This is a genomic window from Candidatus Synechococcus calcipolaris G9 (assembly GCF_029582805.1).
Lineage (GTDB): Bacteria > Cyanobacteriota > Cyanobacteriia > Thermosynechococcales > Thermosynechococcaceae > Synechococcus_F > Synechococcus_F calcipolaris.
This window is the reverse complement of record NZ_JAKKUT010000002.1, coordinates 1,026,100-1,052,351: the sequence shown is the minus strand read 5'-3', so window position 1 is coordinate 1,052,351 and position 26,252 is coordinate 1,026,100. Positions and strand designations below refer to the sequence as shown.

Sequence of the window (26,252 nt, the reverse complement as noted above, 5' to 3'; positions counted from 1 at the left end):
GATACCACCATGACTACCCCTCGTCGTGCCGCTAGGGAACTTGCCCTACTTAGTGCGGCCCAAGTTCTTAGCCAACCCCATACCCTCTCGGAACAGGACTGCCGTAGTCTCATGTTGGCCGCTATTCGTACCCTAGCCCTTGAGGTGCGGGAGTCCCTGGAGTTAGCCAGTAGTGATCTGAATGAAAGCCATGGATTGTTGCTCAAAAGTGAGTTAGCGGCCCCGGAATATAAAAAAGCTCAAAGCTATCTTCAAAAAGCCATTGAAACAACCGAATCCACGATTAACCGCCTGGGTACGGCCCTAGAGCTACCCGAAATCCTCTACTTTGCCCACCAAGACGAAGTGCAAATGTATGCCCTAGCCTTACTCAATTGCCTCAATACCCATCAGGCAACCCTGGATCAAACCTTAGGGGAATCTCTGGTGGATTGGCAGGTGGATCGTCTCGCCAATATTGATCGAACGATTCTCCAACTGGCGATCGCTGAGATGATGTATTTAGATGTGGCTCGGAAAGTGGCGATTAATGAGGCCGTCGAATTAGCCAAACGCTATAGCGATGAGGGGGGGCATCGGTTTATTAATGGGGTGTTACGCCGATTTAGCGATCGCCAGATCCAGGAATCTAACACCTCTAAAGCAACCTAGATCAGGGCATGGCAATTAAGGAACTTAGGATACAGTCGCCGTCGATACCGGCATCTCAGAGTGTCGTTGAGGGGAATCTAAAACCGCCTTCAGCTTGACACTAAAGACGGATTCAAAGGGTTCTTTCTTGTAATTTAAGCTCCACAGTTCTAAATCACACTGATCCTGGGGATTAACGGCCTGTAAATGTAGAATTAGTTCTCGTTCAGGAGCCTTCCATTCACAATGTAGAGAATTAATTGCACCAATTTGTCGTCGATCTAGGGCTGCCGCCAAGCGGAGAATCGCACTCAGTTGATCAACAATGTGGCGTTGTTGGCGCCCTTGAAGATTGCGATAGTTTTCATGCTTTTTCTTGGGGGTATTTTTGCGATGATAGCGACATAGATTAGCAATGATTTCAATTTCCGCATCGGTATACCCCAGTAAACCACCATGGCGAACGAGATAGTAGGAATGCTTGTGGTGGGCAGAATGGCTCACATAGTGACCACAGTTATGCAAAATTGCCGCTGACCAGAGTAGCTCCCGCTCTGCCTCCGTCCATGAGTGTAAAATTTCTTGGGTTTGATCAAAGAGGGCCAAGGCAAAACCGGCCACCCGTTCACTACTGCTTAAATTGACATGGAATTTTTCACCTAAGCTGTAGGTACTCCGCTGCCGCACCGAACTTTGATACCGCAACCGATCTTCAATTAGGCCATGGGTGAGCATCCAATCCACAATGATGCCTTCCCGCAGGGCGCGATCGCAGGTAATCAACGAAGATTGCCCCAGTAGCACCATCGCCTCTTGCAGAATCACGGCCCCCGCTAAAATAATTTCCGCCCGCCGCTCTGACATTCCTAAAATCTGACACCGTTGGGTAAAGGTTAGCTTCCGTAGGCGATCAATGAGGGCCTGTAAATCCTCTAGGGTGAGGGCATAGCCCTGTAAGGACGTGGGACAATTCCCCTGTTTTTCACAGGTGTGAACCATGACCAGACTTTCGATAGTACCAGAGGTGCCCACCAGTTGGGCTGTCTCTCCGGGGGCTAAATGGGCACAAAGGCTTTCAGTGGGCCAATCCAACATTCCCCGCACATAACTCCGCAGACATTCATAATCGCGATCGCTAATGGGGTCACTTTGGACAAACATCTCCGTGAGACGCACGGCCCCAACTTTCGTACTACTGAGGTAACGGGGTTCATGGCCATCCCCCAGAATAAGTTCGGTGGAGCCGCCACCAATGTCAATAATAATGTGGGGTTTTTCCTGAAATTCTAGTCCCGAAAGCACCCCTAGGTAAATCCGCCGCGCCTCTTCTTCCCCAGGGATCAGATCAATCTCCAGGCCAATCTCCTTTTTAACCCGTTCTAAAAATTCCCGACCATTGGGGGCTTCCCGCACCGCACTGGTGGCGACACCAACAACTTCTTCGGCATGGAGTCCATCGGCCAATTCCCGACAACGCCGTAGAGTGGCGATCGCCCGTTCCATGGCAACATCTGTTAACTCGCCAGTTCGCTGACACCGCTCCCCCAGCCGCACCATATCTTTTTCAGTGGCAATAATCTTAAAGCTAGGCAAATTAGGCTGAACCTGCACCACAACCATGTGAATCGAGTTTGTACCCACATCAATGGCCCCCACCACACGCTCTGTGAAACTTAAGGGCCGCCAGAGATTAAGATGATGTTCAATAGCCATAGATGGGATCGCCAGGGTGGACTCGCTACATTGTACCCTAGAGGCTTATGCCCCTTGGCCATTTCCCCAAGAGGGTGTGGTAATGGGCAAAATAGTGACACCTAGGGCGGGTTAAATTTTCTTAAGGGGAGTGATCATCCTCTCCCAAAAAGGGAATAATGTATCTTCTAAAAAGATTAACACCACGGCTACCATAGGTTAGGATCAAAATAGTTCCAGCAGTTTTAGAATATTGCGTTATAACCAAGCTAGAATAATCACGGCTTTATTTTAGTTTTTGTGCAAATGGTTCATCATGATCGAGGAATATCGCTAATACTCAGTGGTCGCTGTCACCCTGGTAACATGTAGCCCTAGTAACATATTTAATCATCATGATCGCTATACTGATAACTTTGGGACGCTCTAGTTCGGAACATTCTTTTTTTTTAACTTTCAGGGTTTAGTTGTGTTTCTTAGGCATCTGCATTGGTCACGAGGGCAAACGCTGTGCAGTATCTAGCAGAAGTGATCAAGACAACTGGTTTTATGGGAGCCAAGACCCAGTTAAAACTGCTCATGCGGGAGCAGGCGGGATACTGGCATCCAGTTCCCAACAGTGAAGAACTGATTTCCTATGATGTCAGTAATGACTATGGCAATGGGGTCTTAGTTTTTATTGAGCTTGCCGCCAATCGCAATATTCAGCACATTGATAGCGGTGCTAATCGCATTGTCGGTATTTTGCAAAGTTTTACGCGGATGCGGGAGAAAACCCGTAGTCAGGAAGAAGAAATTGAGGGCTGGAAGCAATCCCTGATGTACCAGGCGGAGGCCCTGAACCAGCGGGAAGCAGAGTTTGATGCCCGGCGGGATGAACTCCAAGAGATTGAAGAACAAATTGCCAATTACGATCAGCAACTGGCCGAACTGAATAAGCTCAGAGGCGAGTACGCGGAACAACAGGAGCATATCCAGCGCGATCGCCAAGAAGTGGAAAATATGCGCCATACTCTCCACCAAGAACAGGAGAGATGGGAAAAAATTAAACGGGAGGGGGGTGGAGCCGGCCTCAACAGTGAGCAACTCCAGCAAGTGGATGGCATTCTCCAAAAATTAGGGGAAAGTCTCAATGGCAACGGTCAAGTCTCGGCCTGTTTAGATACCCTTCAGCAACAGCAGGGGGTTCTAAGTCACTATTGGCAGCAATTGGAGCAACAAAATCAAGCCTTAGAGGAGAAACAAGGCGACATCGATCGCCAGATTGGGGAACTAAGTCAACAGCGGCAAGAGTGGCAGCAACGTTATGGGAGCCTAGCAGAATCTCGGCAAAATCTACGGGTTCAGCATGAGTTATTGACTTGGAAAACGGGGCAGGCGGAGCAACTGCGATCGCAACTGCAACAGCAGGACACGATCATTCAACAATTACGGGAGGCGATCGCCGGTAGTATTACCGATGAAGTTGATATCCAAGCCCTGCAACAAATGCCCATGGCAGAACTAGAGGGCCTAGTCGCATCTGTTCAAAAAGAACTGCAACGGATGTCCTCCTTCGTCAATGATCAAGAAGAAGAACTCACCATGCAGCAGCAAGCGGTGCAGGAACTTCAAGACAAAATGAATCAAGTCAGCGAGTTTGAGCGATTAGAACTCTCAGCGGAACTCGAATCAGAGCGGCAAAACTTTAACCTCCTGAATGAAACCTTAGAGGGGCAGCGGCAACGGCTGAAGGAAAAACAGGCCAGTTATGACCTTCATGAGCAAGTATTGCAAGCTCGTCGTGATCCATCTTCCCAGCAAAGTATTAGCCTCATTCCCGTTTTAGGACAAATGGAAACTCAGCGGGCCAGCCTAGGTCAGACTCTTCAAGGGTTAGATGCAGAAATTCAGCAATTGGAACAGGAAATATCCACGCTGCGTGAGAGTCTCGACGGCCAAGACCAAGAGCTAAACCAGCGAGAACAAGGCTTAAAAGATTGGCAGGAACGTTTGGAGTTAGAGCAGTTTAACCTGAAGGAGCAAAGGGGCCGGGTCGCTGTCTTGCAGGAATTCTTGCAGCCTGTTCAAGATAAGGTGGATCAAGTTCGCCAGCACTTGGAGGGGTTAAATTCGGGGCAATTGAATGGTGGCCCCCAATCCCTGATTTCTGAGCTAAAACAAATGGTTACCTCTTTAGCCAATCCCTGATTTGGCTCTGTTTAGAGCGACGACGAACCTTAAGCCGCTGTTTTAAGTAGGGAATAAGGCGTAGGCCAATCCCGTAGGTTAGGGCTGACAGGATGACTGCCATCCAGAGACTGCCGAGCATGAGAATAGAGGCCGCCAGTCCCCCCTGGGTTAAGGCATCTCGCCAAGAGTCAACGGTGTGAATATCGAGAGCAGGTTTACCCACGATCCACCATCCCACCTGAAAATTAAACCAATAGATGGGAGCATAGGTCAGGGGATTACTGACCCAGGTTGTTAGGGCTGCCATGGGTTTATTGCCCCGCACCACAAAGGCCAGGGCCATGGCAATGATAATCTGAAGACCAAAGAGGGGGAGCATTCCGGCAAATACTCCCATCGCCATACCCCGTGCTAATTCATGGCTACTGCTTTGGGATCGCAAAAAACTTAAGTAGTAGTAACGCCAAATTCGCTGAAATCGCACCATCCAGGGTAGGGAATGATTAGAAAAGCCACTCAGCATAGAGAACGTGCCAGTAAGGAGCATTTGCTATTATTAATGATAAGCAAAAAAACTTAATCTTGATCAAAAAACCGGCGATCGCCCCTCTCATGTATTGCCCATATACACTCCCAACAGTGCTGTAGTCATTTTTGCTATTGGGTTCAGTCCCAAATTCATCAAAAAATACGTTCACTATATAATCGGTTCACTATCTGTCCCACATTGAAGTTGCCCATTCATTAGCTTGGGATCCCAGATGGATTCACCGGGCTGCTTGCATTGGCATATTACCTCCGTCATATTGCCCCCTGTGCCCATCCCTAGGGCTGCGGTATGATTTCTGAGGGTTTTATCCTGGGCGATCGCCCGCACAATCACAAGTTGATCATTGCCTGGAGGACTCTTCAGGGAAATTTCGTAGTGATAGGTTCCTGTTTCTTGGGGTAGGCCTAAACCTAAGTCCCCTAAGGATTCCGTAAATCGACCATTTTCCATAAAATAGGCCTGTTGTCCCCGCAACATTGCCCGCAGGCTGATTTGAGCTTCAGCTTCCTTTGCCTGGTTTTGGGGTTGAATAATCGCTGTACCAATGTCTGTGCCGGTTTGTCGGGCTTGGGTACAACTCCCCAAGATCACGGTTAAGGCTCCTAATCCTGCCATGGTATAGGCAAACCGTTTGATCTCCATGACTTGGATCATGATAATGCCCCCAATTTATGTCCTAATTTTAGCTAACAGATTATTAGCTAACACTGTAGGTTAAGTGTGCCCAATAATGCATCAATGAGAGCTTCACCTTGTCCCGTTTCCCCGTTCTCGTTTTAGCCCTACTCTTTCTGTGGGGAATGATTGCATCCCTGGCCTTTCCGCCCGCATCTATCTGGGGGTTGGGTTGGGTTGCCCTTGTGCCTCTCTGGATGTACATTTGCCAACCGCGATCGCCGGACTGGTGGATCATCTCCTTCGCTGGATTTTTGTGGGGCGTTGGCTTTTATAGCACAAGTCTCAACTGGATTTTAGATCTTCATCCGCTCATGTGGATGGGGGTTCCCGAAGCCAATTCTGTGGCGATCGCCCTAGGGGTATGGCTATTTCTCTGTATATTGGGGGGCGTTTTTAGTGGAACCTGGGCCCTGTTGTTTGCACTCTGGGGTAAAGCCGCTCCCATGGGATTACGAATATTAGGGGGGGTGACGATCTGGGGGGTACTAGAGGCCATTTGCAGTCATTCTCCCCTCTGGTGGCTTTCTTTCTCCCTCACCCAAAGTCCTGGAAATCTCTGGCTACTTCATCTGGGGCAACTGTCGGGGCCGACCCTCGTAACTGTGGTGGTGGTGGCAATCAATGGATTCATTGCAGAAATGGCGATCGTCTATCTGCGCTCCCGTACCCTACCCCGATTCCTGTGGATACCACCCCTACTTCTCATTATTGCTGCCCATGGATTGGGGGGGATACTCATGGCTAGTAGCCCAGTCGATGTTGCTCCCCGCCTCAACATTGGTCTGATCCAGGGAAATATTCCCACCCGAGTGAAACTCACTGCCGCCGGTATTCGTCAAGCCTGGGATCACTATGGCCAAGGCTACAAACAATTAGTGGAGCAGGGAGCCGATGCAGTATTAACCCCAGAAGCGGCTCTCCCCATTCGCTGGCAACCCGATCAGGTGAATCCTCTCACCCGGGCGATCGCCCTTGAGGGAGTTCCTCTTTGGCTGGGTACATTTATTGAGCGAAACGATCATGTTTATCAAAGCTTAATTACCCTAGATGGCGATGGTCAGGTATATAGCGTCTATAAAAAAGTGAAGCTAGTTCCCCTGGGAGAGTATATTCCTGAAGGGTTAGGGGGATTGGTGCAGCGACTCTCACCCCTAAGTGCTAATTTGAGTGCTGGGGCAGCGGATCAACTCTTTCAAACGCCTTTGGGGCCCGCCATTGTCGGTATTTGTTTTGAATCAGCGTTTTCCTATCGTTTTCGGGATCAGGCGGCCTTGGGGGGAGAGTGGATTTTAAGCTTGGCTAATAATGATCCCTATACCTATCCTCTGATGGCTCAACACCATGCTCAGGATGTGATGCGTGCCATTGAAAGCGATCGCTGGTTAGTGCGGGCAACTAATACGGGGCTATCTGCGGTCATTAGTCCCCAGGGCCAGACCCGTTGGCGATCGCAGATTCAGGTATTTGAAATTCACCTATCAACGATTTATCCGCGCCGGAGTCAAACGCTGTATGTGCGGTGGGGAGATTGGTTCATAGTCGTCCTCATCATAACCACAGCCCTAGCTTGGCGATATAGCCCCTAGGTCGATTCCCCTATATCTACCCCAGTGAAGTTTTCGGGGAGTATCACAATTTGGTTGATTCGTCTTCGATCTCTTGAAGACATAATTCGATTACTTCACGGATATTCTGCATGAGTTCGTCAATGATTTCCCCCTGGGTATACAGCAATTTTTGACACCTGTATATTCATGTGCTAGGGTGCGTTTTATCGTTGTGAATAGAGAGTTCTGGTTTTTCATTACTAAATTAGCTAGGCTGCTAATCGCTGTCTAATCAATAGTTATGCCGAAGCCTCATCATTTTGATAGTGACAAAACATCAATGAGTGATTCTAGCCAAAAATTCGATCTCACTACAGAAGAAGGTCGCAAGGCTGCGCTTGCAATAACCCAGATTATATTTCCCGTCCCTTATTGGATTGGCAAAGCCTTATTTGACGGTATTTCCTCTCTGACATCGGGTGCTAACGAAAAAGAGATTGCAGAACAAAGGAAAGCAGCTATCGACATTATTCGAGCAGGAAAAGAAAATGGTGCAGACGAAATAGAGATTACAATGTCTCAGAAAGCTGGTGTTGGTCTAGCTTCAGATGTTGATGGTGTTCCAATTGAGTTTATTGTGGGTGCTTCAGGTACAATGAAGCTAAAGATAAAGTACAAGTAGTAAGTAGCTAGGCACAATTAAATAAGTAGGTAGGCGCAATTACTTGTAAGACAAGGGAATCGCAGTGTAGCCTCCAGGGAAGGAGATTATCGCCTTTTTCCCTGTCAGCATGTTTAGGTTAATTGAACCCAGCTACTTACTAAAAAGGAGAACAGTGATGAGTGAAATGAATGCGTTACAGATTCAGGTTCACGCAGTTCTCGAAAACTGGGCAAAGGCAACACGGCAAAACCGCAAGGACGAGATTCTCAAAAATCATGTACCTGATCTTGTAATCTTTGACGTGCTATCACCGATGAAATATGAAAGTGCTGAGTCTTATCGCCAAAGTTGGGATAGTTGGCAGCCTGAAACTCAGGGTGATGGTCAGTTTGAACTGGAGAATCTGTCTGTAACAGTCAGTACCGATCTTGCATTTGCACATTGCTTTATTCGTTGTGGCGGTAAAATGCCTGACGGACATACGTTTCAAGATTTGGTTCGGGCTACCTTCTGTCTTAAGAAAATAGACGAAGCGTGGAAGATTGTGCATCAGCATATATCTAAACCGATTCAGCAATCTGGTAGCTAATACTAAGGCATCCACGCATAACAACGCCTATGCACACCGACCGCCGAAGGTGATCGGTTATGATGCAAAGGTTATCTGCGGCGGGTGATGGGCACCGTTGGACTGCCAGCCTAGTTAGGTAAATATCATGTCAACATGGAATTTAATGAGCCATCTCTTTGGATGGAGGGACAAAAAAGCCTTTGATCCTTTTCTCACTGCTGCTGAGCAAGTTCTATCGACTACATTAGGTAGTCAAATTCACATCAACGAGATTGAACGCCTGAGTAAGAGAGGAAGACGGAATTTGTTACTGCGATGTCTCAGCGATCCAGTCCGTGATCTACCCTCAAGTTTCATTCTTAAAAAGGTCGAGGCAAAGTTCTACAATCCTGAAGACACTGACTCTTGGGATACTATGCGGTTTTTTAGAGATTGGGTTGGGGCTCAATTCTGACCCTGAGTGAAAAAAGTGGACAGTATATCGGACCCAAAAGTTTTCAATGATTGACAATCCAACCAGCCAGCCCACGAATCCCTTCCGTACCTTAGTGGATCAAACCCTCAACTGGGTGATTGATCTAGGGATGGAGGGCCCGCATCAGATCATGGCGGGTAATAATACCGACGAGGTTGTTTTCCCCATCCAAAACGGGTAAACGGCTGATGTGGTGCTTGACAATTAATTGGGCGGCTTCGGAAATGGGAGCAGTGGCTTTAATTGTAAAGGGGCGATCGCTCATGACATCTTTTACCTGCTGGCCCAGGGTTTTCTTGAGGTGGTGGTGGAAAGACTCAGGGGATTCAAAGTAAATCACACTGCCCAGAAAGGTGAGGTAAAGCGGTGGCTCTAGGGGGGCCTGACGGACGATGAGATCCGCCTCTGATACCAAACCCACGAGGGTATTTTGATGATCTAGGACGGGTAAGCCGCGAATTTGATGATCTTCCATGAGTTTGATGGCATCGGCGATCGCCGCATCTTCCTGAACCGTAATGGGTTGAGGAGTCATGTAGTCTTGAACGAGGGCAGTAGTCATAGTGCAGTTAAAGTAAGGTTAAGAGAATAAAGTTAGGAGGATAGGGCATTGGTGAGGGACAGATCCGGGCGCAATCCTTGGGCATGGCGGAGATAGGCATGGTAAATCCGGTGATGGGGATGGGGAGTATTCATATAGATGAGGCAACGAATACAGCGGGGTAGGCCGCCCTCAACGTGCATCTGCTGGACATCTAGGAGGGGAACCTGCTGCCATCCTTCACATTCCCGGGCGATCGCCGCTGGAAAAATTTGATCCAAGTCCTTGGTGACAGAGAATGTAACACTAATCACCTCCGTCAAATCCAGGTTATTCCGGGTCTCAATTTCCCGAAGCAGTTCTATAACCGCATCCCGAATCGCAGGAATTGAATTTTCGGTGGCGGTGGTTGCCCCTCGAATTGCCCGGACTCGCCAGCCCACGTTTCCATCCTCCATGAATCACCTGCCTACTTTACCAAGGTTACGGGCGATAGAGCCAAAGGGGAAGACCACTGGTGGCTATTTCAAACTCTAGCCAGTCCAACTGCGATCGCCAAGGGCCCATCCATCGCTCTTCCTGCGTCTCTTGGCCGGGTAGTAAACGCATCAGGGGCGATTTTTTTTGTTCAATGGGGCAGGTTTTGACTTTCTCTGGGTCTAAATCCACTAACTCCGCCAGCCACCGCCGCGCATCTTCTTCGGTTCCGAGACGATCCACCAGGCCAAGGGCGAGGGCCTGTTGGCCGGTAAAGACGCGGCCATCGGCAAAACTGCGTACCGTTTCTTCGTCCAGCTTGCGGCCCTCCGCCACGGTTTGGACAAATTGGTGATAGCTAGTATCAATTAACTCTTGCAAGATGGTTGTTTCTGCGTCCGTCAGTTCCCGGTCAAAGGCGAGAATATCCTTGTAAGGGCCCGACTTAATCACTTTGAAGGAAATCCCAATTTTATCCAGTAGTCGCTGGAGATTGTTCCCCCGCAGGATCACGCCAATACTGCCGGTAATGGTTCCCGGATTGGCCATGATGTGATCGGCACCAACGCCAATGTAGACCCCACCGGAGGCAGAAATATTGCCAAAACTAGCCACGACCTTGACCTTTTGCCGTAGTCGCTTCAGGGCTTCATAAATTTCTTGGGAATCTCCCACCGTCCCCCCAGGGCTGTCAATGCGGAGGAGAAGGGCAGGAAATCCCCGTTCTTCAACGGTTTTTAGAGCTTTGAGGACACGCTTTCGGGTGCCACTGGCGATCGCCCCGGTGATTTCAATGCGGGCAATTTGTTTTTGAGCAGAGCGGGAAAAGGGCCAAGGCATAGGATCAAAACTTTCGGACATACGGAAGGGGCGTTAGTCTTCTACTGTAGCAGGTACAGCCATCCCTAGACCTTGGTGATATTTATTCCCCCACCTCGAAGAAGGACTGGAAAAACTAGGGGCGATCGCCCGAACCCCGAGAAAAATTCTGATACTCTGTAAGGGGAGTGCCCTTGGGCATGATAATAAAAGTGTTTTACTTGTTTTTTTACTTGCTTTAAGTTGTTTTACTCCTTCCACCCCCCTGATGTTTTGCCTATGCGCCTTCTATTGAATTCTCCCCGTTTCCGTCGCTACACAGTGTCCGGTGTTTTGGCTCTGCTGGCCCTATCCATGCCCATGGCGGCGTGGGCCGAGACGATTTTGGAAAAAATTGGGCGTACCGGGGTCTTGACCGCGGGTACTCGCCAGGATGCGGTTCCCTTTGGTTATGTAAAGGACGGCGAATTTGTGGGCTATTCCGTGGATATCCTAGAGCTAATTCGGGCCAGGGCAGAGCGGGAGCTAGGGAAGCCCGTCAAGCTGGAAATCAAGCCCGTGGATGTGAGCACCCGCATTCCCATGGTGCAAGAGGGCCAGATTGACATTGAGTGTGGTGCCACATCGAGTACCTGGGCGCGGGAGCGATACGTTGATTTTACGGTGCCCTTTTTCCTGACCGGAACCCAGTTATTGGTGCCTGCCAATAGTGCCATTAAAGGGCCGGCTACCCTAGGGGACAAAACGGTGGGGGTGATCCAGGGCACGACCAATGAAGGGGCAGTGCGGAATATTCGCCCGGAAGTAACGGTCGTCTACGTCAGCGATCGCGCCGATGGCATCGCCAAGTTACAGGCCGGAGAGATTGATGCCTTTGCCAGTGATGGGGCCCTGCTCCAGGGCGTTCTCAAAACCAATCCGGGGGCAACCCAGATGAAAATTGTACCGGACGGGCCCATTCAAGCGGAAGCCTACGCCTGCATGGTGCCACAAAATCAATCCCTATGGCGAGATATGGTGAATATGGCCCTTTTGTCCCACATGGAAGCGGTGGTTGCCAATGATCCAACGGCCAATGGATTGTACGATCGCTGGTTTGGGGCCAATGGGGTGATTAATTATCCCAAGGCCTTGAATATTGACTTCTATAAGGGCATTCTCAATGGGTTTGAACGGGCCCCCCGTTAATGGTCATGGTTCTTTTGACCTTGGATAGTGGCAATTTAGACCTCATTGCTGGACTCTTGGCGATCGCCATTGTGATTGGTGGCTTTTTGATGATGTTTACCAATCTCTGGACAAAGCGGTGAATCCAACTCTGGGGCGTTATCTGCGGACGGGTCTCACCTATGGCTTCCTGCTGGCGATCGCCCTGGGAATGCTTTTACCCCTGATCTGGTTAGTGAGTACGGCGTTTAAGTCCCCCAATGAAAATATTTTTGCCTTTCCGCCCCAGTGGCTGCCCCAAGAGCCAACCTGGGCCAATTTTCAGACGGTTTGGCAGACCCATCCCTTTGGCCAATACCTCTGGAATAGTACACTGGTGGCCAGCCTCACGGTGGCCCTCAATTTACTCACCTCCTCTTTGGCGGCCTATCCCTTAGCGCGGCTCAATTTTGTCGGTCGGGATAGTCTTTTTGCCCTGATCCTGGCCACAATTATGATTCCCTTTCAGATTGTCATGATTCCCCTCTATATTTTGACGGTGCAGTTGGGCCTGCGAAATACCTATGTTGGGGTCATTTTTCCAGCGATCGCATCAGCCTTTGGCATTTTCCTACTGCGTCAAGCATTTTTAGGCGTGCCCAAGGAACTAGAGGAAGCGGCCCGCTTGGATGGCTGTTCAGAACTGGGGATTTGGTGGTGTGTGATGTTGCCGGCGGTGCGTCCAGCCCTAGTTACCCTAGCTATTTTTGTCTTTATTGGTGCCTGGAGTGATTTCCTCTGGCCCCTGATTGTCCTGGATCGCCCGGAACTCTATACCCTTCCCATTGGCGTGGCCACCCTTGCCGGGATGTTTTCCTTAGATTGGCGGTTAATTGCCGCTGGATCGGTGATTTCCATTGTGCCGGTTTTACTCGTCTTCTTAGCCCTACAGCGATATATTATTCCCTCAGAAATTGGCAGTGGTGTCAAGGGTTGAGGGGAGACAATACATGCCCCAGATTTTAGGTACGCGCATTGATCTGACGACCTATGATCAGGCCTGCGATCGCATTAAAACCTGGATTGAGTCAGGGGAATCGGGCTATGTGATTCCGGCCAATGTCCATGTGGTGATGACGGGGGTGTGGCAGCCTAGATTTCAAACCATGGTTAATGAAGCCAAACTGGTCACGGCGGATGGTATGCCCTTGGTCTGGGGACTACGCCTATTGGGGTACGAAAAAAGTGTTCGGGTCTATGGCCCGGATTTGATGTTAGCTCTCTGTGCCAAGGTGACGGAGTGGGGGTGGCCCATCTATCTATATGGCAGTGAACCCAGGGTGATGGAGCAACTGACGATCAATCTCCTGAACCACTATCCTAACTTAGCGATCGCCGGTAGCCATTGTCCCCCCTTTCGCCCCCTCAGTCCTGAAGAATACCAAGCCGATGGCGATCGCATTCGTGCCTCTGGAGCCAAAATTATTTTTGTGAGCTTGGGGTGTCCAAAACAGGAAGAATGGATGTACCAGCAACGGCAACGGATCAACGGGATCATGTTGGGGGTAGGAGCCGCCTTTAATTTTCATAGTGGCCACGTTCGCCAAGCCCCCCGCTGGATGATGGCCCTGGGCTTGGAATGGCTCTTTCGCTTGAGTCAGGAACCCCGCCGCCTCGCTGGGCGTTATCTGATTAATAACCCCCTTTTTTTGATCCTATTTGCTGGGCAATGGTTACATGCGACCTGCACCCGTCGCAAAGTGAATGAAGAATAACCCCCCTGAAAGAAATCAGCACCAAAATCAAAAAGGTGGGAGCGGGAATGGCTTTCTCTTAGTCCAGTCCCATCTCCCCAGTTCCGTGATAGGATTTTGAGTAGCTGTGCGGACGTAATTCAGTGGTAGAATGTCAGCTTCCCAAGCTGAACGTCGTGGGTTCGAGTCCCATCGTCCGCTTACTGCTTAAGGATTAAGCTACATCGGGAAATTGAGCTACTCGAATCTTTTCATAGATTTCAGCATTGTCCTCATGGGCTTGAGTCAGGTCATAATGTGCCTGTAGGTTTACCCAAAACTCAGGGCTTGTGCCAAAGTAACGGGACAGACGTAACGCCGTATCCGCCGTAATAGAGCGTTTTCCCTTGAGGATTTCACTGATCCGGGTCTGTGATACCTGTATGTCTTTACTTAGCTTGTATGGGGTAATTCCTAGAGGTTCTAAAAACTCTAACTTTAGAATCTCGCCAGGGTGAATCCTATCTAGGCGTTCTTTTGTCATTAGTGATAGTCCACGATTTCAACTTGAGTAGCATTGCCTTCATCCGTCCAGTTGAAGCAAATCCTCCATTGATTGTTAATACGGATGCTGTACTGACCTTCACGATTACCAACTAGCTTTTCTAACCGATTTCCTGGCGGTACTCTAAGGTCTGCAATAGAAACGGCAGCATGAATCATCAAGAGCTTTCGACTGGCGACATTCTGGATGTCTGGAGGGAACTGGCGAGACTTAAACCCCTCAAAGACTTTCTTTGTCTCGTTACATTTGAAACTTAAGATTACAAGCTCATACTATCGCAGGGCGTTAGTATCGTCAACCCTAGCACTAGGTATTGAGGTTGTGCTGTCTATCCGAACAGGCTTGGTCAGGGTTATTTCCCAACGGACTAAGCTTTTGGGGCTGAATACAAATACTCAAACCAAACCAAAAGATAGTGCCCGAGAGCAGATTATGAAGTTACGGAACTTTCTGAGTCAAGCCGAATGGGAGCGGGGCAAAAATTTTATTCGACAAGATACTGAAAATAGCCCTACCAAAATCGGCTAGAAGGCTTGTGTTTTTGGTTTCAGATTTATAGCAACAGATTTATCCCCAGGCCTGGCGTTACTCCAGCTAATTGTCATCGAAGCCTCCCAAACCGCCGAAGCCGCTCAAAAACTCGTCCAATCTGTAGCCAGCACCCCTGATTTTACCCAATGGCTAGGTTTGATTGAAGCTATATTAGGCAATAAGTTTCCTGATCTAAATTTGGAGGGAATTCGTAAAATGCTCGGACTACAAGCAGAAGATCTCAGCCACACCAGGTTTTATCAAGATGTGCTTAAACAGGGAATTACTCTTTCTGTGGTGAATTTTTTGGTTGAGAAGTTTGGCAGCTTATCCCCTAAATTAGAAGACCAAGTTTCCGCATTATCATCTGAGGAGCTTCAAGCCTTAGGTAAAGCAATAGTACACTTTGAAGATGTTTCAGAACTACAGGCCTGGTTAGCCAGAGTAAGTTAGCAGTAAAATCTCTTCGATTTTTGTAAGCAGTTTTGCAAAATGCTTGGACTACAAGCAGAAGACCTCAGCCACACAAGGTTTTACCACGATGTTTTTAGAGAAGGCGAATCGCAAATGATTATCTGTCAACTTCGCTATAAAATGGGAAGTATTGATTTTTCGCTTGAGTCTCAAATTAAATCTCTATCTTCTGAGCAGTTAGATTTGCTTGGTAAAGCACTACTTAACTTTGAAGATGTTGAAGAACTACAGGCCTGGTCAGGGTTATTTCCCAACAGACTAAGCTCCTGGGATAGGGTACGGCGGGCAGAGGGATGAGTTACTCGCTTAACCATTGCCAGGCCTTGTAAACGCCAAAACCCAATGCAGCAGCAGCAACAGCCGGAGCCGCAACCGTAAGACCAACACCAGCCGCCATACCTCCTCCAACAGTGCCACCAATCGCAGCCAAACCACTGGTAATTCCGGCTGCACTAACTCCAGCAGTTCCAGCACCAGCAATTGCACCTAAAGCTAATGCACTACCTCCTACCGCACCAGCCGTTGTTGCAACCCTTCCCGCACTTCTAGCATCTCGCTCATCTTGGGGTAAGCTTTCATCATCGTTAAGGACGTTGTACATCATTCCTGTTGTCGCTAAAGCTGGTAAGGCTCCCAATGCACCAACACCAGCAACGGCTCCACCACCAACTACACCACCAACGGTAGCGAGTCCTGACATAATTCCAGCCCCACTCAGTCCGGCAGCGGCTCCAACCCCACTGACAACTCCCAAACTACCAGCAACAGCGGCTCCAGCTAATGGCGCACCAGCCCCAACTGCAACCCCGTGTTCTACTTGTTCGCTTTTATGTTTGCCCGTTTTGCACCAAGTCGCAAAGTGTTCACAGTTGTTATCCAGGAGGTCATAGCCATATTCACCCAGACGACTGATGGCTCGCTTAACAACGGTTTCGGTGTCAAAACAGGCTCCTGGGGCGTACTTAACTAATTTGACATCATGGCCCGCTGCAAATTTGGTATAGCTTAATCCTTTGATCCGTCCGCCTTTTGCTTTGCCTTCGCAATGAATAACAACATCTTTGAATGTTCGTTCCTTATACATAAAGTCGCCGCAGTAGATGCCGTGATGGGCGTGTGTTCCACATCCGTAGTAAATATGGTCGCCAACTTTGGGGGTGAAGCTAGACATCGTTGTATGAACCTCAATAGGTATTGCTTTAGTCTTCCCCGATTTGCAAGATTCTCATACCGGGGGATTACTGAATTGTCCCATCTTGACAAGAGAATCAGAGCAGGTTCTTTTTTGTAAGCGAATATGAATAAACAAGAAAAAGTTTTACAGTTTTATACATTTTTGTCACATTAAGGATTTTTGTTTAATTCGATACTCCTTTCTGGGATTTGCTGGCTAGGATAGGGGGGGGGTAGTGCATTATTCCATATTTATAGGTGGCATAGATTATGTACCGAATCCCTGAAATATTAGCGATTCAAGTCTTAACTCGGTTAGCAGATGACCCCCAGGCCATTGGACGATTGTTAGAACAGTTAGGCGAGTTACCCAATATTCCGATGCCAACAATGGGGGGTCATATATTTTGGACGAACATTGCGAATGTGGGCGGCTGGCGGTTGCAACGAAATAATGTATTTGGCAACTGTCGGATTCTTGACCCTGATGATGTTCGTCAGGCTTGGGGTGGGGAATCGGCAATGCTGGAGGCTTTTCAATCTTTATCTATGTTGTCAATTTAGACATAATCACAAAAATTTTGGGGTACGAACATGAGTCAGCATGAAGACTTATTCAAATTGCAGTGGCCAGAATATTTGGTCATGTCAAGCTTTCAGTATTACTTAACTAAAAAAGATGTTGACAGGGAAGAAGCTCAAGATACTCGATTGCTTAAGAGAGAGTGGTTACGCAAGTGGAAGGTAGAAATTGAGCGTTTCGTTAGTGAATCCGCAGGTAAAAAACTCGAATTATTGGAAGACGAGGAATTATTTAATTTTTCTAAGAATCTATTAGAACCTAAATCAAAATTAATTGATAGAGTAACGATTTTGACCGAATTAGTGGTTTTTACTCCATACTTTTCTTTGGAAATCAAGAAGAGTTCTGATGAAGATAAATATAAAGACTTAAAGCCCAATCGTGGGGGGTGGTTTGATGAAGATCATTGGCTTAAAGCAATAAGCAGTATTGCATTCTATCTTGGACTAAGAAGTGGCTCCCCGCAACGAATTAAGACTTACTTTGAAGAGGCAGTCAAGAAAATTAAAAGTGATGGGAATATATTTATTTGGGTACTTGTAGGAATTATTTTATTTGCTTTGTTGGCTCCTCTTGCAATTCCAGCAATTGTTGGACTTTTAGCACCTGCTGGACTTTATGGTGCTGCTGCAACTAGCTCGGTTCTTGCGGCATTAGGCGGAGGTGCATTAGCGGCTGGCGGCTTTGGTATGGCTGGGGGCTTTGTTGTCGTAGTTGGTGGTGGCGCACTTTTGGGAGGTGTGACAGGTGGAGTTTTAGGTAATTTGCTTAAAGAGTCCCCTGATATGGTTGTTCTCTATGGAGCGAAACTCATCGCCACTATTCGAGAAATAGAAGCTTATGATGAAAAGGTTGCTTATGCTTTAGGTGAATCTGTAGTTATGGGCTTAACGAAATCACTACGGTCTCTTGAAGATCAAGTTAATGAAGAATATATTTCCCAAAAAGGTGACACTGAAAAAAGGGATAATATTCTCAAATCTATCGAGTATTTCCGAAAAGTTATAAAGACAATACAAGATTTCTTGAGAGATATATATCACCTAATTGGTTCAAACGGAGATTATTCGTCCCTGTTGCTGGAATACACAGGTAGTCATCGGCAAATTTATTCGCCACCTCAACTTCCACCCAGCAACGTTTCAGATGTAGAGAGTTATAGGTTTAGTCCAGTTTGTAGTAACTGTTATCATTTGAACGATCAAAATATTGAAGGAGTAAAGAGAACGTGCAAGGCTTTCTTGCAAGGAATACCGGATGACATTTGGCAAGGATATAACCTACATCAAAACCCCTATCCTGGCGATAATGGCATTCAATTTCAGAATAAGTATTCGTAGTCTTTTGTGGCTCTCTTAGAAGTATGGTGGCGGATTAAATCAGGCTCCGTGTCAAGAGACTTGCAATGATTGCCTAGTATAAGTTTTAGTTTTTTGTCCTTCCAGTTTTGACCCTAGACCTAAGAGAGCCTTAAAAACTTAGAACATTTGAAATTTACCGTTACCTAACATACCCGAAAATGAACGAATACTTTGAAATATTGGAACTTGCTCCCGATGCTACAAAAGAAGAAATCAAAGCAGCCTGCCTTAGACTCTCTAAAGGGCACCTCGAAAATTGCTCGATTTGCTAAAAATAGAGGCTGAAACCCTTGCTGCACGAACATTCTCAGACTGTCTCAGATTATTATCCTATGGGCGGTGAGGGACTCGAACCCCCGACAACCTCGGTGTAAACGAGACGCTCTACCAACTGAGCTAACCGCCCTAAATCCTTTAAGCCTTAGCCATTATAGCAGCTTGATTCTTGGATGGGGAACGCCCAGAGGTGCAAACAGCGACTCCGATTCTGGGAAATTACCGCTTAAATTTTAGTAGACTTTTTGATAAGACTGTTGAAGGAGTTCTCTGGTGACTGAACCTGTATCCCCCATCCCTGAGGAACATCCCATTGTCCTTGAGGTCGAAAATCTCCAAAAATCCTATCGCACTGGCTTTTGGCTAAATCAAAAAATTACCCCCCTTAAATCCTGCTCCCTTCGGGTGCATCAAGGAGAAACCTTTGGTCTGTTGGGCCCCAATGGTGCAGGTAAGACCACACTATTAAAAACTCTCTTAGGTTTGGTGTCCCCATCGGCGGGTTCCGGTCGAATCTTTGGTTATCCCTTGGGCGATCGCCAGGTACGGCAAAAAATTGGCTACCTACCGGAAAATCCCTATTTTTATGATTATTTGACGGGCTGGGAATTTTTAGAGTTTGCGGCCGGGTTATTTCAAGTTCCTGCCTCTGTGCAACGACAGCGGATTTCCCTACTCCTGGAAATGGTGGGTCTACCCCAAAAGGATGCTCGCAAAAAACAAATGCGCCGCTACTCTAAGGGAATGCTGCAACGGGTAGGCATGGCCCAAGCCTTAATTAATGATCCCGATTTAGTCTTTTTAGATGAACCGATGTCGGGCTTGGATCCCCTCGGCCGCTTTCAAATCCGAGAAATTATTGTTTCTCTAAGAAAGCAAGGCAAGACAATTTTCTTTAATAGTCATGTTCTTTCCGATGTGGAGGCCATTTGCGATCGCGTGGCTATTCTCGCCCAGGGGGAACTCATTTGCCAAGGTTCGGTGATGGATTTACTGGGAGTAACGGAAGCCTATCATGTTCAGGGCAAGGGTGGTCATATTGATGGTTTACAACAGTGGGTCAATCCTTTAGAAATTCAGGGCGATCGCTGGCAAGGAACCATTACCATGGCACCGGAGCGATTTTTAACCCTGGTGGCAGAAATGGGAGGACAGATTTTGAAACTCCAGCTAGCCCGACCGTCCCTAGAGGAATTTTTTGTAGAGCAACTGCGTCAACGGGGTATTGCCACTAGCCATTGAGTTCAGCGTTAACCATGGCAGAATAGGAGCGAACGATTGATACAAGTAAGGACAGATTTTATGACGGCTTTTCGTTTGAAAAATTGGCTTCCATTGGTCTTAGGCCTGATTGCCGTGGTTTTAGTAAGTTGTGGTGCCCCCCCAGCGGCAATTCAGCCCCCACCGACCTATACCCCAGAGCAGTTGACTCGAATTGATGACTATCTGATGGGTATTGAGGCCAATGCGCAACGCTTTGCTGAGTTAGAACAGGACATTGCCACGGGTGATTGGCAAGACGTTCAAGGGATTATGCGGGGCCCCTTGGGGGCGATGCTTCAGGATATGCGTTTCTTAAATCGGAATCTATTACCCAAGGATCAACCCATTGCTACAAAATTAACCCGATCTCTCTTTGATCATTTTGTAGATATTGACCAGGCCGCTGACAGTAAAAATACCATTGCTGCTCAGAAAGGATTAAGTGCTGCCGAGCAGGATTTTGAACTCTACCTAAAACTCATGCCCTTGGCGGATGCCTCCTAGACTCCTGGATGTCCAAACTTTATTGAGTTTAGACGTTGCTGAGTTAAAACGTTGCTGACTATTGCGGTGATTGGGGCCGGGGTTGTTGGTTCGGCGATCGCCTATGAACTGACTGCCCAGCCCGATTACAATGTCATTGTTTTTGACCAGAATCCCCCAGATCAATGGCACGCCACCGGAGCGGCCCTGGGGATTTTAATAGTAGGTTTAAGTCGGCGGCGCAAGGGGCGTAATTTTTGTCTACGGCAGGCCAGCCTCCAACGTTATGAATCGCTCATTCCCGAATTGGAAGCCCTGATCCAACGGCAGATTCCCTACAACCGCCAGGGCATTTTAGAACTTTGTTTTAATGCCGCCGATTGGCAACAATGGCAGGATTTAGCCCAGGCTGATCAGGGTATTTTCCTAGAATTATTACCCCCAGACCAGGTTGGACAGCACTATCCGATGGTAGCTGGTGCCACCTCCTGCACCGGTTCTCTCCTCCAGGGTGGGATATTCTGCCGGAGCGATCGCCAGGTGGATCCCCTGAGCCTCACCCAAGGATTACGGGAGGGGGCCCAACTCCGGGGTGCTCAATTTCACTACAACCAAACCGTTACCCACTTTAGCCAGCGGGAACAAACTATTACCCATCTCCATACCCTCAATGAGGTGTACCCAATAGATGCCATTGTCTTGGCGGCGGGTTTGGGAACAACGGCCCTCAGTCAAACCCTGGGTCAGTCCCTCCCCCTACAGCCCGTCCTCGGCCAGGCTCTATGTCTAGGGAGCGATCGCCCCCATGGGCCCATATCTCCCGTGATTCAGGGGGAAGACGTGCATATTGTACCGATCCATCCTGGCCAATTTTGGGTAGGGGCAACCCTAGAATTTAATCCTGATCCGCAGCCGGATTCGAGTTCGGGTCTATTAGATCCATGCCAACCCGTGGCAGATCCAGATTGCTTACGGAAGGTATATGAGCAGGCGATCGCCCTATGTCCCAGCCTGGAATCAACCAAAATCCTTTACACCTGGCAAGGACTACGCCCCCGGCCCCAAAACCAAGGTGCTCCAGTTATTCAAGCCGTGGCATCCTATACTAACGCTTGGTGGGCAACGGGTCATTATCGCAACGGTATATTACTGGCTCCGATCACCGCCCTAAGGATTTGTGATCTTCTTGTGACAGCCCTCTTAGCAAACTCGAATAAAATTTGAATCAAGGGCACCTCGAAAAATTGCTCGTATCGTTGCCAATTGAGTATGGGTTTCCCCTAGGCGATGGTTAAAAACCATTGTTATAGCTCTCTGCCTCATTGTATAATGATAGACTGCATTAATAAATATGGCGGCATAGCCAAGTGGTAAGGCAGAGGTCTGCAAAACCTTTATCCCCCAGTTCGAATCTGGGTGCCGCCTTCAAATCTTCGGGTTGTTCAGTTCATTGAATATGGATTTAACATGGGAGGCATTGTTCGTATCGGTCTTTAGCTGTGAATCGCCTTACCCATGCCAATCGTTATCTAGAAACTCGTTGGGTGACACCGGGGTTTGGCGGAGCCTTACTCATGGGGCTAAGTTTCTTCCTGTTTGCGGCCGCAGTCAACTCCATGGCCGGTTGGCTCTACGTGATTACGGGGGTGATGCTGGCTCTGTTGATGGTGGCGGCGATTACCCCCCCCCGCGTCCTCAAGGGCTTGGCTATTAGTCGTTTGACCCCTGCTCCCGTTCATGCCGGCGATCGCCTCAGTTTGAGCATCATCATTGAGAATCCCAGTGGGGAAGGGCGACAGTTACTACAAGTTCAGGATCATGTACCCAAAACCCTGGGAACATTTCTAGAGCAGCCACCCCTAGGGGCGATCGCCGAGTTACCCTGCCACGGGCAATATCGATGTGACTACACCTTTACCCCAGAAGAACGGGGGGTCTTTAGCTGGCAACGGGTTTCTCTGCGTACGGCCGCTCCCTTGGGACTCTTTTGGTGTCGGCGGTTCTGGCAAATACCGATGACGGTGGTGGTCTATCCTCGCATTTTGACCCTAAAGACCTGCCCCCTATTGGATCAACTGGGCCAAGATCAAACCCAGGAATGGCGCGATCGCCAGATGCATAGACAACTGAGTAGCGATGGCCTGACCCGATCGCTGCGGCCCTACCGCTGGGGGGATCCACTCCGACTCGTCCATTGGCGCACCAGTGCCCGCTATGGGGAACTGCGGGTGAGGGAACTGGATACCTTTAGGGGCGGAGCCGCCATCACCATCGCCCTAGACAATTCCGTTGGCTGGGCCGCAGATCACTTTGAACAGGCCGTCATTGCTACCGCATCCCTCGTCGTTTTCAGTACGGAGCAACAGGTTCCAGTTCAGTTTTGGAGTCATCGTACGGGCATGATTCAGGGGCAATCTCGAATTTTAAGAACCCTAGCGGAAATTCATCCCGAACCGGAGAGTCATCCCTGCCCGCAGGAACCGATGCTTTGGCTAACGGCAGCTCCCAAGAGTCTCAAGGTGTTGCCCTCCGGCAGTGTCGGCCTTGTATGGGGAGCGAGTTCCTTGCCCCTGGGCATGGCGGGTAAATGTATCGATGGCGATCGCCCCTTGATTTTGCAATTACAGAGCTAGTTGATGGGCTAATTTTGTTATTAGCGAATTGTTAGAAAAATAGTGATTAGCGATCGCCGGATAAACAAGAATGATTCCAGCAGTCATTTAGCCAATGGACTAAACTTTGTCGAGATGCCGTGATCTGTTGCACCACACTCCACACCTGGATTGCCGCTAGGGGCGTTGTAATTTCACCGTAGAGGGGTTGATAGGGGGCGTACCAGCAGGAAATCCCTAGGCGACTCAAGCGATAATACACCTGCCAGCGATATTGCCAGGGCACAGCAATCATCTGTCGATTAGAGGTCATATTTTGTACACTCCGAGATCGGGTAGATCAAGATTTTTGGAATCATTAAATAGTTAAATGTGTTAAGAAAAGGAGGTAGACCCAAATCTAATCCACCAGGGAGGTCGATATGACGACGACTCAAATTCCCATGCACAGTTTTGGCGATGTTGCTGCCAATGTTGTTCTCCTGGAAAAGGAAAGTACGGAGCCGGTTTGCGAGGGGATGAATCGACTGTTGGCCAGTTTTCAAGCCCTTTATTTGCAATATCAGAAGCATCATTTTGTGGTTGAAGGTGCTGAGTTTTACCAACTCCATGAGTTTTTCCAGGATTGCTACGGCGAAGTCCAAGATCATGTCCACGAACTGGGAGAACGATTGAATGGCTTGGGGGGAGTCCCCGTGGCCAGCTTTACGGGATTGGCAAACCTGTGTTGTTTCACTCCAGAGGCAGATGGAGCCTTTAGTAGCCGCCAGATGGTGCAAAATGATCTCACCTGTGAGCAGGCGGTGATTCAACTGTTGAGGCAACAGGCCAGTCAGGCGGAAACCCTGGGAGATCGGGCGACGGCCTATCTTTACGATCAAATCTTGCTGAAGACCGAAGAGCGGGCCTACCACCTGGATCATTTTCTGGCAAACGACAGCCTGAAACTGTAGGGTATTGACGCTGACCATGAATTCCCTTACCCCCTCTGTGGGGTATTTTTTTACCTTGATTTTCAGTGTAGGGGTTTTAGGAATAATTCGCAATAAGTAGCGAGCATTTTTTTGATCAGACTCTCCTTTATCCAACTCGGTGTGATCAGAATTGGGGGAAGGGTATTATTGCCCTAGGTAGGCGGTGAGAACCTCTGGATTATTTTGGATATCAGTGGGTGGCCCGGCGGCGAGATTTTTCCCTTCGGCCAAAACCCACACGCGATCGCACAGGGACATGATCACATCCATATTGTGTTCAATAATTAAAAAGGTCACCCCCTCCTGATTCCAGCGCACAATATGCTCACAGATTTGGTTGATCAGGGTTGGATTAACACCGGCAGCGGGTTCATCTAGGAGAACTAAACGGGGCTGATGCATTAACACCCGCGCCATTTCTAAAAGCTTGCGTTGTCCCCCCGAAAGGGCGCCGGCGTAGTCATTGGCTTTTGCCGCCAGTCCCACGGATTCTAAAATATCCCAGGCCCGTTGCTTCAGTTCCTGCTCTTCTTGGCGGATGCGGAGGGGGCGAAACCAACTATTCCAAAGTTTTTCGCCGGTTTGGTGGGGGGCGGCGAGGAGCATATTTTCTAAAACCGACAGCTTGGAGAGAACCCGGGCGACTTGGAAGGTACGCAGTAGGCCCTGGAGAGCAACTTGGTGGGGTTGGAGGTGGTTAATGGGTTCGCCGTCAAAGATCACCCGGCCGCGATCGCTGGGAATAAAGTTACACAACAGGTTAAAAAGCGTGGTTTTCCCCGCACCGTTGGGGCCAATTAAGCCGGTAATACTCCCCGCCGGTACGGCAATCTCCGCCTGATCCACTGCCCTTATGCCGCCAAAGGATTTACACAGGCCGCTGGCTGCCAGGAGGGGAGTCGTTGTCCGGGTGGCAGGATCCATCGTTGACATTGAAACAGAGAGTTTATCGGCCAAGGCTCAGTTCCTCCTTTTTGCCTAAGATACCTTGGGGTCGCCACATCATAAGAATAATTAGTAACAAACCAATTACCATCATGCGCAGGGCTTCTAGGCGGCCGCCATCCAGGGGTAGAAAACGGGTGAGGGCCGTATAGGCCCAGAAGATGGTCGCACCCAAGATTGTGCCCACATTATTACCTGCTCCGCCTAAAACAACAATAGTCCAGGCCTGAAAGGTTAACAATGATGTAAATCCTTCGGGATTAATAAATGTGAGTTGCCAGGCATAGAAGGAACCCGCTAAGGCGGCGATCGCCCCCCCCAGCATTAAGGATTGCAACTTATAGAAAAAGACATTTTTCCCTAGGGCCTTGGCCACGTCTTCATCTTCGCGAATGGATTTTAAGACCCGACCCCAGGGGGAACGCACCCACTGCTCCAATTGCCAAAAGACGATCACCAGGACAATGAGTAATAACCAGAGAAGTCCAGCCCGATAGGTGTAATTCCAGAGACCGGCCACATTGGCCCAGTAAAGCATGGCCACCAAACCAAACCCCAAGGTATGGGTCAACAAAGTCAGGAGGGGGAATTGCCGCAGGGTTGCTAGATTAGCATACTGCCGCAGCGGAATGTCACTCTGCCAGCGGGTGATGAGAATCCCTAGGGCGATCGCCCCCATGATCAGGGTCAGGAGTACCATCACCACATTCAAGCCCCTGCCTAAACTTAGGGGTTCGATGGTTTGCCATAGTCCCCATTCCAGGCCAGCAACACAGACCAAAAACCCCACAAAAAAGCCTCGGTTTAACCAGGGCGATCGCAGGGAGAGATCGGGGCGTAATCGTCCTAGCCATTGCCACCAATGCCAGCCAACCCCAACCCCAATGGCCGTCAATACCCCAATCATGGCCATCTTCAGGGGCAGACTAGGTTCAAGGCGATCTAAGGGCAAGGGAAATCCAAAGACCCCCCGGGCCCCACGGGTTAACCACTCCTCATTGAGGGCAATTAACCGGACAATTTCCGCCATCCCAATCGTGACAATGGCTAAATAATCTTCCCGCAGCCGCAGGGTCGTCATGCCCATAATCAAGCCCAACACCATGGCTAGGATCATGCCGGCGATCACGGCCACGGCCATGGGAACATTCATTAAACTCAGTAGAATTGTGGTGTAGGAGCCGATCGCCAAAAAGCCCACATGGCCAAAATTGATCAGGCCGGTAAACCCCCACTGAAGATTTAGCCCCAGACTGAAGAGGGCAAAGGTGGCGGTGAAGATGCCGAGGGAAATCAGATAACCAACCATAATAAATG

At 48.8% G+C, this 26,252-nt stretch carries 30 protein-coding genes, 3 tRNA genes and 1 pseudogene; 20 read left to right on the top strand and 14 right to left on the bottom strand.

The features are described 5' to 3' along the window. The first annotated feature begins 9 nt into the window (after positions 1-9). The gene (gene nusB, locus L3556_RS07960; protein WP_277866753.1) at positions 10-651 is read left to right on the top strand and encodes a transcription antitermination factor NusB; all 642 of its coding nucleotides are present in this window, start codon (positions 10-12) and stop codon (positions 649-651) included. Positions 652-675: 24 nt separating this feature from the next. Here nusB and L3556_RS07955 read toward each other — a convergent pair whose 3' ends face one another. Then, a complete protein-coding gene (locus tag L3556_RS07955; RefSeq protein ID WP_277866752.1) occupies positions 676-2,343 on the bottom strand; it encodes a Ppx/GppA phosphatase family protein in 1,668 nt (555 codons plus the stop codon). A gap of 489 nt (positions 2,344-2,832) precedes the next feature. On the opposite strand from L3556_RS07955, the gene hmpF reads away from it, so the two are divergent. After that, positions 2,833-4,512, top strand: a complete 1,680-nt coding sequence (gene hmpF, locus L3556_RS07950) for a pilus motility taxis protein HmpF (RefSeq protein WP_277866751.1) — start codon at positions 2,833-2,835, stop codon at positions 4,510-4,512. Here hmpF and L3556_RS07945 read toward each other — a convergent pair. Both L3556_RS07945 and L3556_RS07940 read right to left on the bottom strand, forming a co-directional pair. Next, positions 4,490-5,017 carry a DUF2062 domain-containing protein gene (locus L3556_RS07945; RefSeq protein WP_277866750.1) on the bottom strand — a complete coding sequence of 176 codons (528 nt, stop codon included), beginning with the start codon at positions 5,015-5,017 and terminating at the stop codon, positions 4,490-4,492. The two genes, hmpF and L3556_RS07945, sit on opposite strands and share 23 nt — an antisense overlap. Before the next feature lie 174 nt (positions 5,018-5,191). Further along, positions 5,192-5,698 (bottom strand): type IV pilin-like G/H family protein, encoded by a 507-nt coding sequence (locus L3556_RS07940; protein WP_277866749.1) that lies wholly within the window; start codon positions 5,696-5,698, stop codon positions 5,192-5,194. Positions 5,699-5,796: 98 nt separating this feature from the next. Between L3556_RS07940 and lnt the strand changes: the two genes are divergently transcribed. Beyond that, complete coding sequence (gene lnt / locus L3556_RS07935) at positions 5,797-7,308, top strand: apolipoprotein N-acyltransferase (protein WP_277866748.1); 1,512 nt, start codon at positions 5,797-5,799, stop codon at positions 7,306-7,308. A gap of 43 nt (positions 7,309-7,351) precedes the next feature. Here lnt and L3556_RS07930 read toward each other — a convergent pair. Then, positions 7,352-7,459, bottom strand: a pseudogene (locus tag L3556_RS07930) (type II toxin-antitoxin system HicB family antitoxin); the annotation flags it as partial. A gap of 111 nt (positions 7,460-7,570) precedes the next feature. On the opposite strand from L3556_RS07930, the gene L3556_RS07925 reads away from it, so the two are divergent. Continuing rightward, positions 7,571-7,951: a hypothetical protein gene (locus L3556_RS07925; RefSeq protein ID WP_277866747.1), complete on the top strand. Its 381-nt coding sequence runs from the start codon at positions 7,571-7,573 to the stop codon at positions 7,949-7,951. Between the two features lie 157 nt (positions 7,952-8,108). Next, positions 8,109-8,522 (top strand): YybH family protein, encoded by a 414-nt coding sequence (locus L3556_RS07920; protein WP_277866746.1) that lies wholly within the window; start codon positions 8,109-8,111, stop codon positions 8,520-8,522. A 560-nt stretch (positions 8,523-9,082) separates the two neighbouring features. Here L3556_RS07920 and L3556_RS07915 read toward each other — a convergent pair. Genes L3556_RS07915 through sppA form a run of 3 tightly spaced genes read right to left on the bottom strand, consistent with a single transcriptional unit; the run spans position 9,083 to position 10,837 of the window. Next, positions 9,083-9,541 (bottom strand): CBS domain-containing protein, encoded by a 459-nt coding sequence (locus tag L3556_RS07915; RefSeq protein WP_277866745.1) that lies wholly within the window; start codon positions 9,539-9,541, stop codon positions 9,083-9,085. Positions 9,542-9,573: 32 nt separating this feature from the next. Further along, entirely contained in the window at positions 9,574-9,978 is a 405-nt protein-coding gene (gene aroH / locus L3556_RS07910) for a chorismate mutase (protein ID WP_277866744.1), read from the bottom strand. A gap of 25 nt (positions 9,979-10,003) precedes the next feature. After that, positions 10,004-10,837, bottom strand: a complete 834-nt coding sequence (sppA, locus tag L3556_RS07905; RefSeq protein WP_277866743.1) for a signal peptide peptidase SppA — start codon at positions 10,835-10,837, stop codon at positions 10,004-10,006. A gap of 258 nt (positions 10,838-11,095) precedes the next feature. Here sppA and L3556_RS07900 point away from each other — a divergent pair, with 258 nt between their 5' ends. The 5 genes from L3556_RS07900 to L3556_RS07880 all read left to right on the top strand — a co-directional run bounded on the left by L3556_RS07900 (position 11,096) and on the right by L3556_RS07880 (position 13,917). Beyond that, complete coding sequence (locus L3556_RS07900; protein WP_277866742.1) at positions 11,096-12,004, top strand: amino acid ABC transporter substrate-binding protein; 909 nt, start codon at positions 11,096-11,098, stop codon at positions 12,002-12,004. Next, positions 12,004-12,126, top strand: coding sequence for a hypothetical protein (locus L3556_RS07895; protein ID WP_277866741.1), 123 nt, complete (start codon positions 12,004-12,006; stop codon positions 12,124-12,126). Before L3556_RS07900 ends, L3556_RS07895 begins: the two co-directional genes overlap by 1 nt. Positions 12,127-12,194: 68 nt before the next feature. Beyond that, complete coding sequence (locus tag L3556_RS07890; protein ID WP_277867620.1) at positions 12,195-12,959, top strand: carbohydrate ABC transporter permease; 765 nt, start codon at positions 12,195-12,197, stop codon at positions 12,957-12,959. A gap of 13 nt (positions 12,960-12,972) precedes the next feature. Beyond that, on the top strand, positions 12,973-13,737 hold the full coding sequence (locus tag L3556_RS07885; protein WP_277866740.1) for a WecB/TagA/CpsF family glycosyltransferase: 765 nt from the start codon (positions 12,973-12,975) through the stop codon (positions 13,735-13,737). A gap of 108 nt (positions 13,738-13,845) precedes the next feature. Next, positions 13,846-13,917 (top strand) — tRNA-Gly (locus L3556_RS07880). Positions 13,918-13,930: 13 nt separating this feature from the next. On the opposite strand, the gene L3556_RS07875 is transcribed toward L3556_RS07880, so the two are convergent. Beyond that, positions 13,931-14,239 (bottom strand): HigA family addiction module antitoxin, encoded by a 309-nt coding sequence (locus L3556_RS07875; RefSeq protein ID WP_277866739.1) that lies wholly within the window; start codon positions 14,237-14,239, stop codon positions 13,931-13,933. Beyond that, complete coding sequence (locus tag L3556_RS07870; RefSeq protein WP_277867619.1) at positions 14,239-14,520, bottom strand: type II toxin-antitoxin system RelE/ParE family toxin; 282 nt, start codon at positions 14,518-14,520, stop codon at positions 14,239-14,241. The genes L3556_RS07875 and L3556_RS07870 overlap by 1 nt, the downstream gene beginning before the upstream one ends. Before the next feature lie 295 nt (positions 14,521-14,815). On the opposite strand from L3556_RS07870, the gene L3556_RS07865 reads away from it, so the two are divergent. After that, entirely contained in the window at positions 14,816-15,244 is a 429-nt protein-coding gene (locus tag L3556_RS07865; protein WP_277867618.1) for a DUF4351 domain-containing protein, read from the top strand. Between the two features lie 39 nt (positions 15,245-15,283). Beyond that, positions 15,284-15,562 (top strand): DUF4351 domain-containing protein, encoded by a 279-nt coding sequence (locus tag L3556_RS07860; RefSeq protein WP_277866738.1) that lies wholly within the window; start codon positions 15,284-15,286, stop codon positions 15,560-15,562. Between the two features lies 1 nt (position 15,563). Here the strand turns inward: L3556_RS07860 and L3556_RS07855 are convergent, their stop codons facing one another. Next, the gene (locus tag L3556_RS07855) at positions 15,564-16,436 is read right to left on the bottom strand and encodes a lecithin retinol acyltransferase family protein (RefSeq protein WP_277866737.1); all 873 of its coding nucleotides are present in this window, start codon (positions 16,434-16,436) and stop codon (positions 15,564-15,566) included. 272 nt (positions 16,437-16,708) lie between these two features. Here L3556_RS07855 and L3556_RS07850 point away from each other — a divergent pair, with 272 nt between their 5' ends. Continuing rightward, positions 16,709-17,002 carry a hypothetical protein gene (locus L3556_RS07850; RefSeq protein WP_277866736.1) on the top strand — a complete coding sequence of 98 codons (294 nt, stop codon included), beginning with the start codon at positions 16,709-16,711 and terminating at the stop codon, positions 17,000-17,002. Between the two features lie 30 nt (positions 17,003-17,032). Beyond that, positions 17,033-18,361: a hypothetical protein gene (locus L3556_RS07845; RefSeq protein WP_277866735.1), complete on the top strand. Its 1,329-nt coding sequence runs from the start codon at positions 17,033-17,035 to the stop codon at positions 18,359-18,361. Between the two features lie 354 nt (positions 18,362-18,715). Here L3556_RS07845 and L3556_RS07840 read toward each other — a convergent pair. Continuing rightward, positions 18,716-18,788: transfer RNA gene (locus L3556_RS07840), tRNA-Val, on the bottom strand. A gap of 143 nt (positions 18,789-18,931) precedes the next feature. Here L3556_RS07840 and L3556_RS07835 point away from each other — a divergent pair. The 5 genes from L3556_RS07835 to L3556_RS07815 all read left to right on the top strand — a co-directional run bounded on the left by L3556_RS07835 (position 18,932) and on the right by L3556_RS07815 (position 23,037). Beyond that, positions 18,932-19,900, top strand: a complete 969-nt coding sequence (locus L3556_RS07835; protein WP_277866734.1) for an ABC transporter ATP-binding protein — start codon at positions 18,932-18,934, stop codon at positions 19,898-19,900. Between the two features lie 60 nt (positions 19,901-19,960). After that, positions 19,961-20,425: a photosystem II protein PsbQ gene (psbQ, locus tag L3556_RS07830; protein WP_277866733.1), complete on the top strand. Its 465-nt coding sequence runs from the start codon at positions 19,961-19,963 to the stop codon at positions 20,423-20,425. 51 nt (positions 20,426-20,476) lie between these two features. Next, positions 20,477-21,628, top strand: coding sequence for an NAD(P)/FAD-dependent oxidoreductase (locus L3556_RS07825; protein ID WP_277866732.1), 1,152 nt, complete (start codon positions 20,477-20,479; stop codon positions 21,626-21,628). Between the two features lie 129 nt (positions 21,629-21,757). Next, positions 21,758-21,829: transfer RNA gene (locus L3556_RS07820), tRNA-Cys, on the top strand. 74 nt (positions 21,830-21,903) lie between these two features. Beyond that, positions 21,904-23,037, top strand: coding sequence for a DUF58 domain-containing protein (locus L3556_RS07815; protein ID WP_277866731.1), 1,134 nt, complete (start codon positions 21,904-21,906; stop codon positions 23,035-23,037). Positions 23,038-23,083: 46 nt separating this feature from the next. Here the strand turns inward: L3556_RS07815 and L3556_RS07810 are convergent, their stop codons facing one another. Then, positions 23,084-23,329: an Asr1405/Asl0597 family protein gene (locus tag L3556_RS07810; RefSeq protein ID WP_277866730.1), complete on the bottom strand. Its 246-nt coding sequence runs from the start codon at positions 23,327-23,329 to the stop codon at positions 23,084-23,086. A gap of 109 nt (positions 23,330-23,438) precedes the next feature. Between L3556_RS07810 and dpsA the strand changes: the two genes are divergently transcribed. Then, positions 23,439-23,969 (top strand): DNA starvation/stress protection protein DpsA, encoded by a 531-nt coding sequence (gene dpsA, locus L3556_RS07805; protein WP_277866729.1) that lies wholly within the window; start codon positions 23,439-23,441, stop codon positions 23,967-23,969. Positions 23,970-24,134: 165 nt separating this feature from the next. Here dpsA and L3556_RS07800 read toward each other — a convergent pair whose 3' ends face one another. Together L3556_RS07800 and L3556_RS07795 are read right to left on the bottom strand one after the other, a co-directional pair. Then, positions 24,135-24,914, bottom strand: a complete 780-nt coding sequence (locus tag L3556_RS07800; RefSeq protein ID WP_277866728.1) for an ABC transporter ATP-binding protein — start codon at positions 24,912-24,914, stop codon at positions 24,135-24,137. Between the two features lie 22 nt (positions 24,915-24,936). Beyond that, complete coding sequence (locus L3556_RS07795) at positions 24,937-26,244, bottom strand: branched-chain amino acid ABC transporter permease (RefSeq protein ID WP_277866727.1); 1,308 nt, start codon at positions 26,242-26,244, stop codon at positions 24,937-24,939. Positions 26,245-26,252 lie beyond the last annotated feature (8 nt).

What these genes read in the sequence shown, in the direction of transcription:
- nusB (WP_277866753.1), top strand. Translation starts at nt 10, where the DNA reads ATGACTACCCCTCGTCGTGCCGCTAGGGAACTTGCCCTACTTAGTGCG.
- L3556_RS07955 (WP_277866752.1), bottom strand. Translation starts at nt 2,343, where the DNA reads ATGGCTATTGAACATCATCTTAATCTCTGGCGGCCCTTAAGTTTCACA.
- L3556_RS07945 (WP_277866750.1), bottom strand. Translation starts at nt 5,017, where the DNA reads ATGCTGAGTGGCTTTTCTAATCATTCCCTACCCTGGATGGTGCGATTT.
- L3556_RS07940 (WP_277866749.1), bottom strand. Translation starts at nt 5,698, where the DNA reads ATGATCCAAGTCATGGAGATCAAACGGTTTGCCTATACCATGGCAGGA.
- L3556_RS07925 (WP_277866747.1), top strand. Translation starts at nt 7,571, where the DNA reads ATGCCGAAGCCTCATCATTTTGATAGTGACAAAACATCAATGAGTGAT.
- L3556_RS07920 (WP_277866746.1), top strand. Translation starts at nt 8,109, where the DNA reads ATGAGTGAAATGAATGCGTTACAGATTCAGGTTCACGCAGTTCTCGAA.
- L3556_RS07915 (WP_277866745.1), bottom strand. Translation starts at nt 9,541, where the DNA reads ATGACTACTGCCCTCGTTCAAGACTACATGACTCCTCAACCCATTACG.
- aroH (WP_277866744.1), bottom strand. Translation starts at nt 9,978, where the DNA reads ATGGAGGATGGAAACGTGGGCTGGCGAGTCCGGGCAATTCGAGGGGCA.
- sppA (WP_277866743.1), bottom strand. Translation starts at nt 10,837, where the DNA reads ATGCCTTGGCCCTTTTCCCGCTCTGCTCAAAAACAAATTGCCCGCATT.
- L3556_RS07900 (WP_277866742.1), top strand. Translation starts at nt 11,096, where the DNA reads ATGCGCCTTCTATTGAATTCTCCCCGTTTCCGTCGCTACACAGTGTCC.
- L3556_RS07895 (WP_277866741.1), top strand. Translation starts at nt 12,004, where the DNA reads ATGGTCATGGTTCTTTTGACCTTGGATAGTGGCAATTTAGACCTCATT.
- L3556_RS07890 (WP_277867620.1), top strand. Translation starts at nt 12,195, where the DNA reads ATGCTTTTACCCCTGATCTGGTTAGTGAGTACGGCGTTTAAGTCCCCC.
- L3556_RS07885 (WP_277866740.1), top strand. Translation starts at nt 12,973, where the DNA reads ATGCCCCAGATTTTAGGTACGCGCATTGATCTGACGACCTATGATCAG.
- L3556_RS07875 (WP_277866739.1), bottom strand. Translation starts at nt 14,239, where the DNA reads ATGACAAAAGAACGCCTAGATAGGATTCACCCTGGCGAGATTCTAAAG.
- L3556_RS07860 (WP_277866738.1), top strand. Translation starts at nt 15,284, where the DNA reads ATGCTTGGACTACAAGCAGAAGACCTCAGCCACACAAGGTTTTACCAC.
- L3556_RS07855 (WP_277866737.1), bottom strand. Translation starts at nt 16,436, where the DNA reads ATGTCTAGCTTCACCCCCAAAGTTGGCGACCATATTTACTACGGATGT.
- L3556_RS07850 (WP_277866736.1), top strand. Translation starts at nt 16,709, where the DNA reads ATGTACCGAATCCCTGAAATATTAGCGATTCAAGTCTTAACTCGGTTA.
- L3556_RS07845 (WP_277866735.1), top strand. Translation starts at nt 17,033, where the DNA reads ATGAGTCAGCATGAAGACTTATTCAAATTGCAGTGGCCAGAATATTTG.
- psbQ (WP_277866733.1), top strand. Translation starts at nt 19,961, where the DNA reads ATGACGGCTTTTCGTTTGAAAAATTGGCTTCCATTGGTCTTAGGCCTG.
- L3556_RS07810 (WP_277866730.1), bottom strand. Translation starts at nt 23,329, where the DNA reads ATGACCTCTAATCGACAGATGATTGCTGTGCCCTGGCAATATCGCTGG.
- dpsA (WP_277866729.1), top strand. Translation starts at nt 23,439, where the DNA reads ATGACGACGACTCAAATTCCCATGCACAGTTTTGGCGATGTTGCTGCC.
- L3556_RS07800 (WP_277866728.1), bottom strand. Translation starts at nt 24,914, where the DNA reads ATGGATCCTGCCACCCGGACAACGACTCCCCTCCTGGCAGCCAGCGGC.
- L3556_RS07795 (WP_277866727.1), bottom strand. Translation starts at nt 26,244, where the DNA reads ATGGTTGGTTATCTGATTTCCCTCGGCATCTTCACCGCCACCTTTGCC.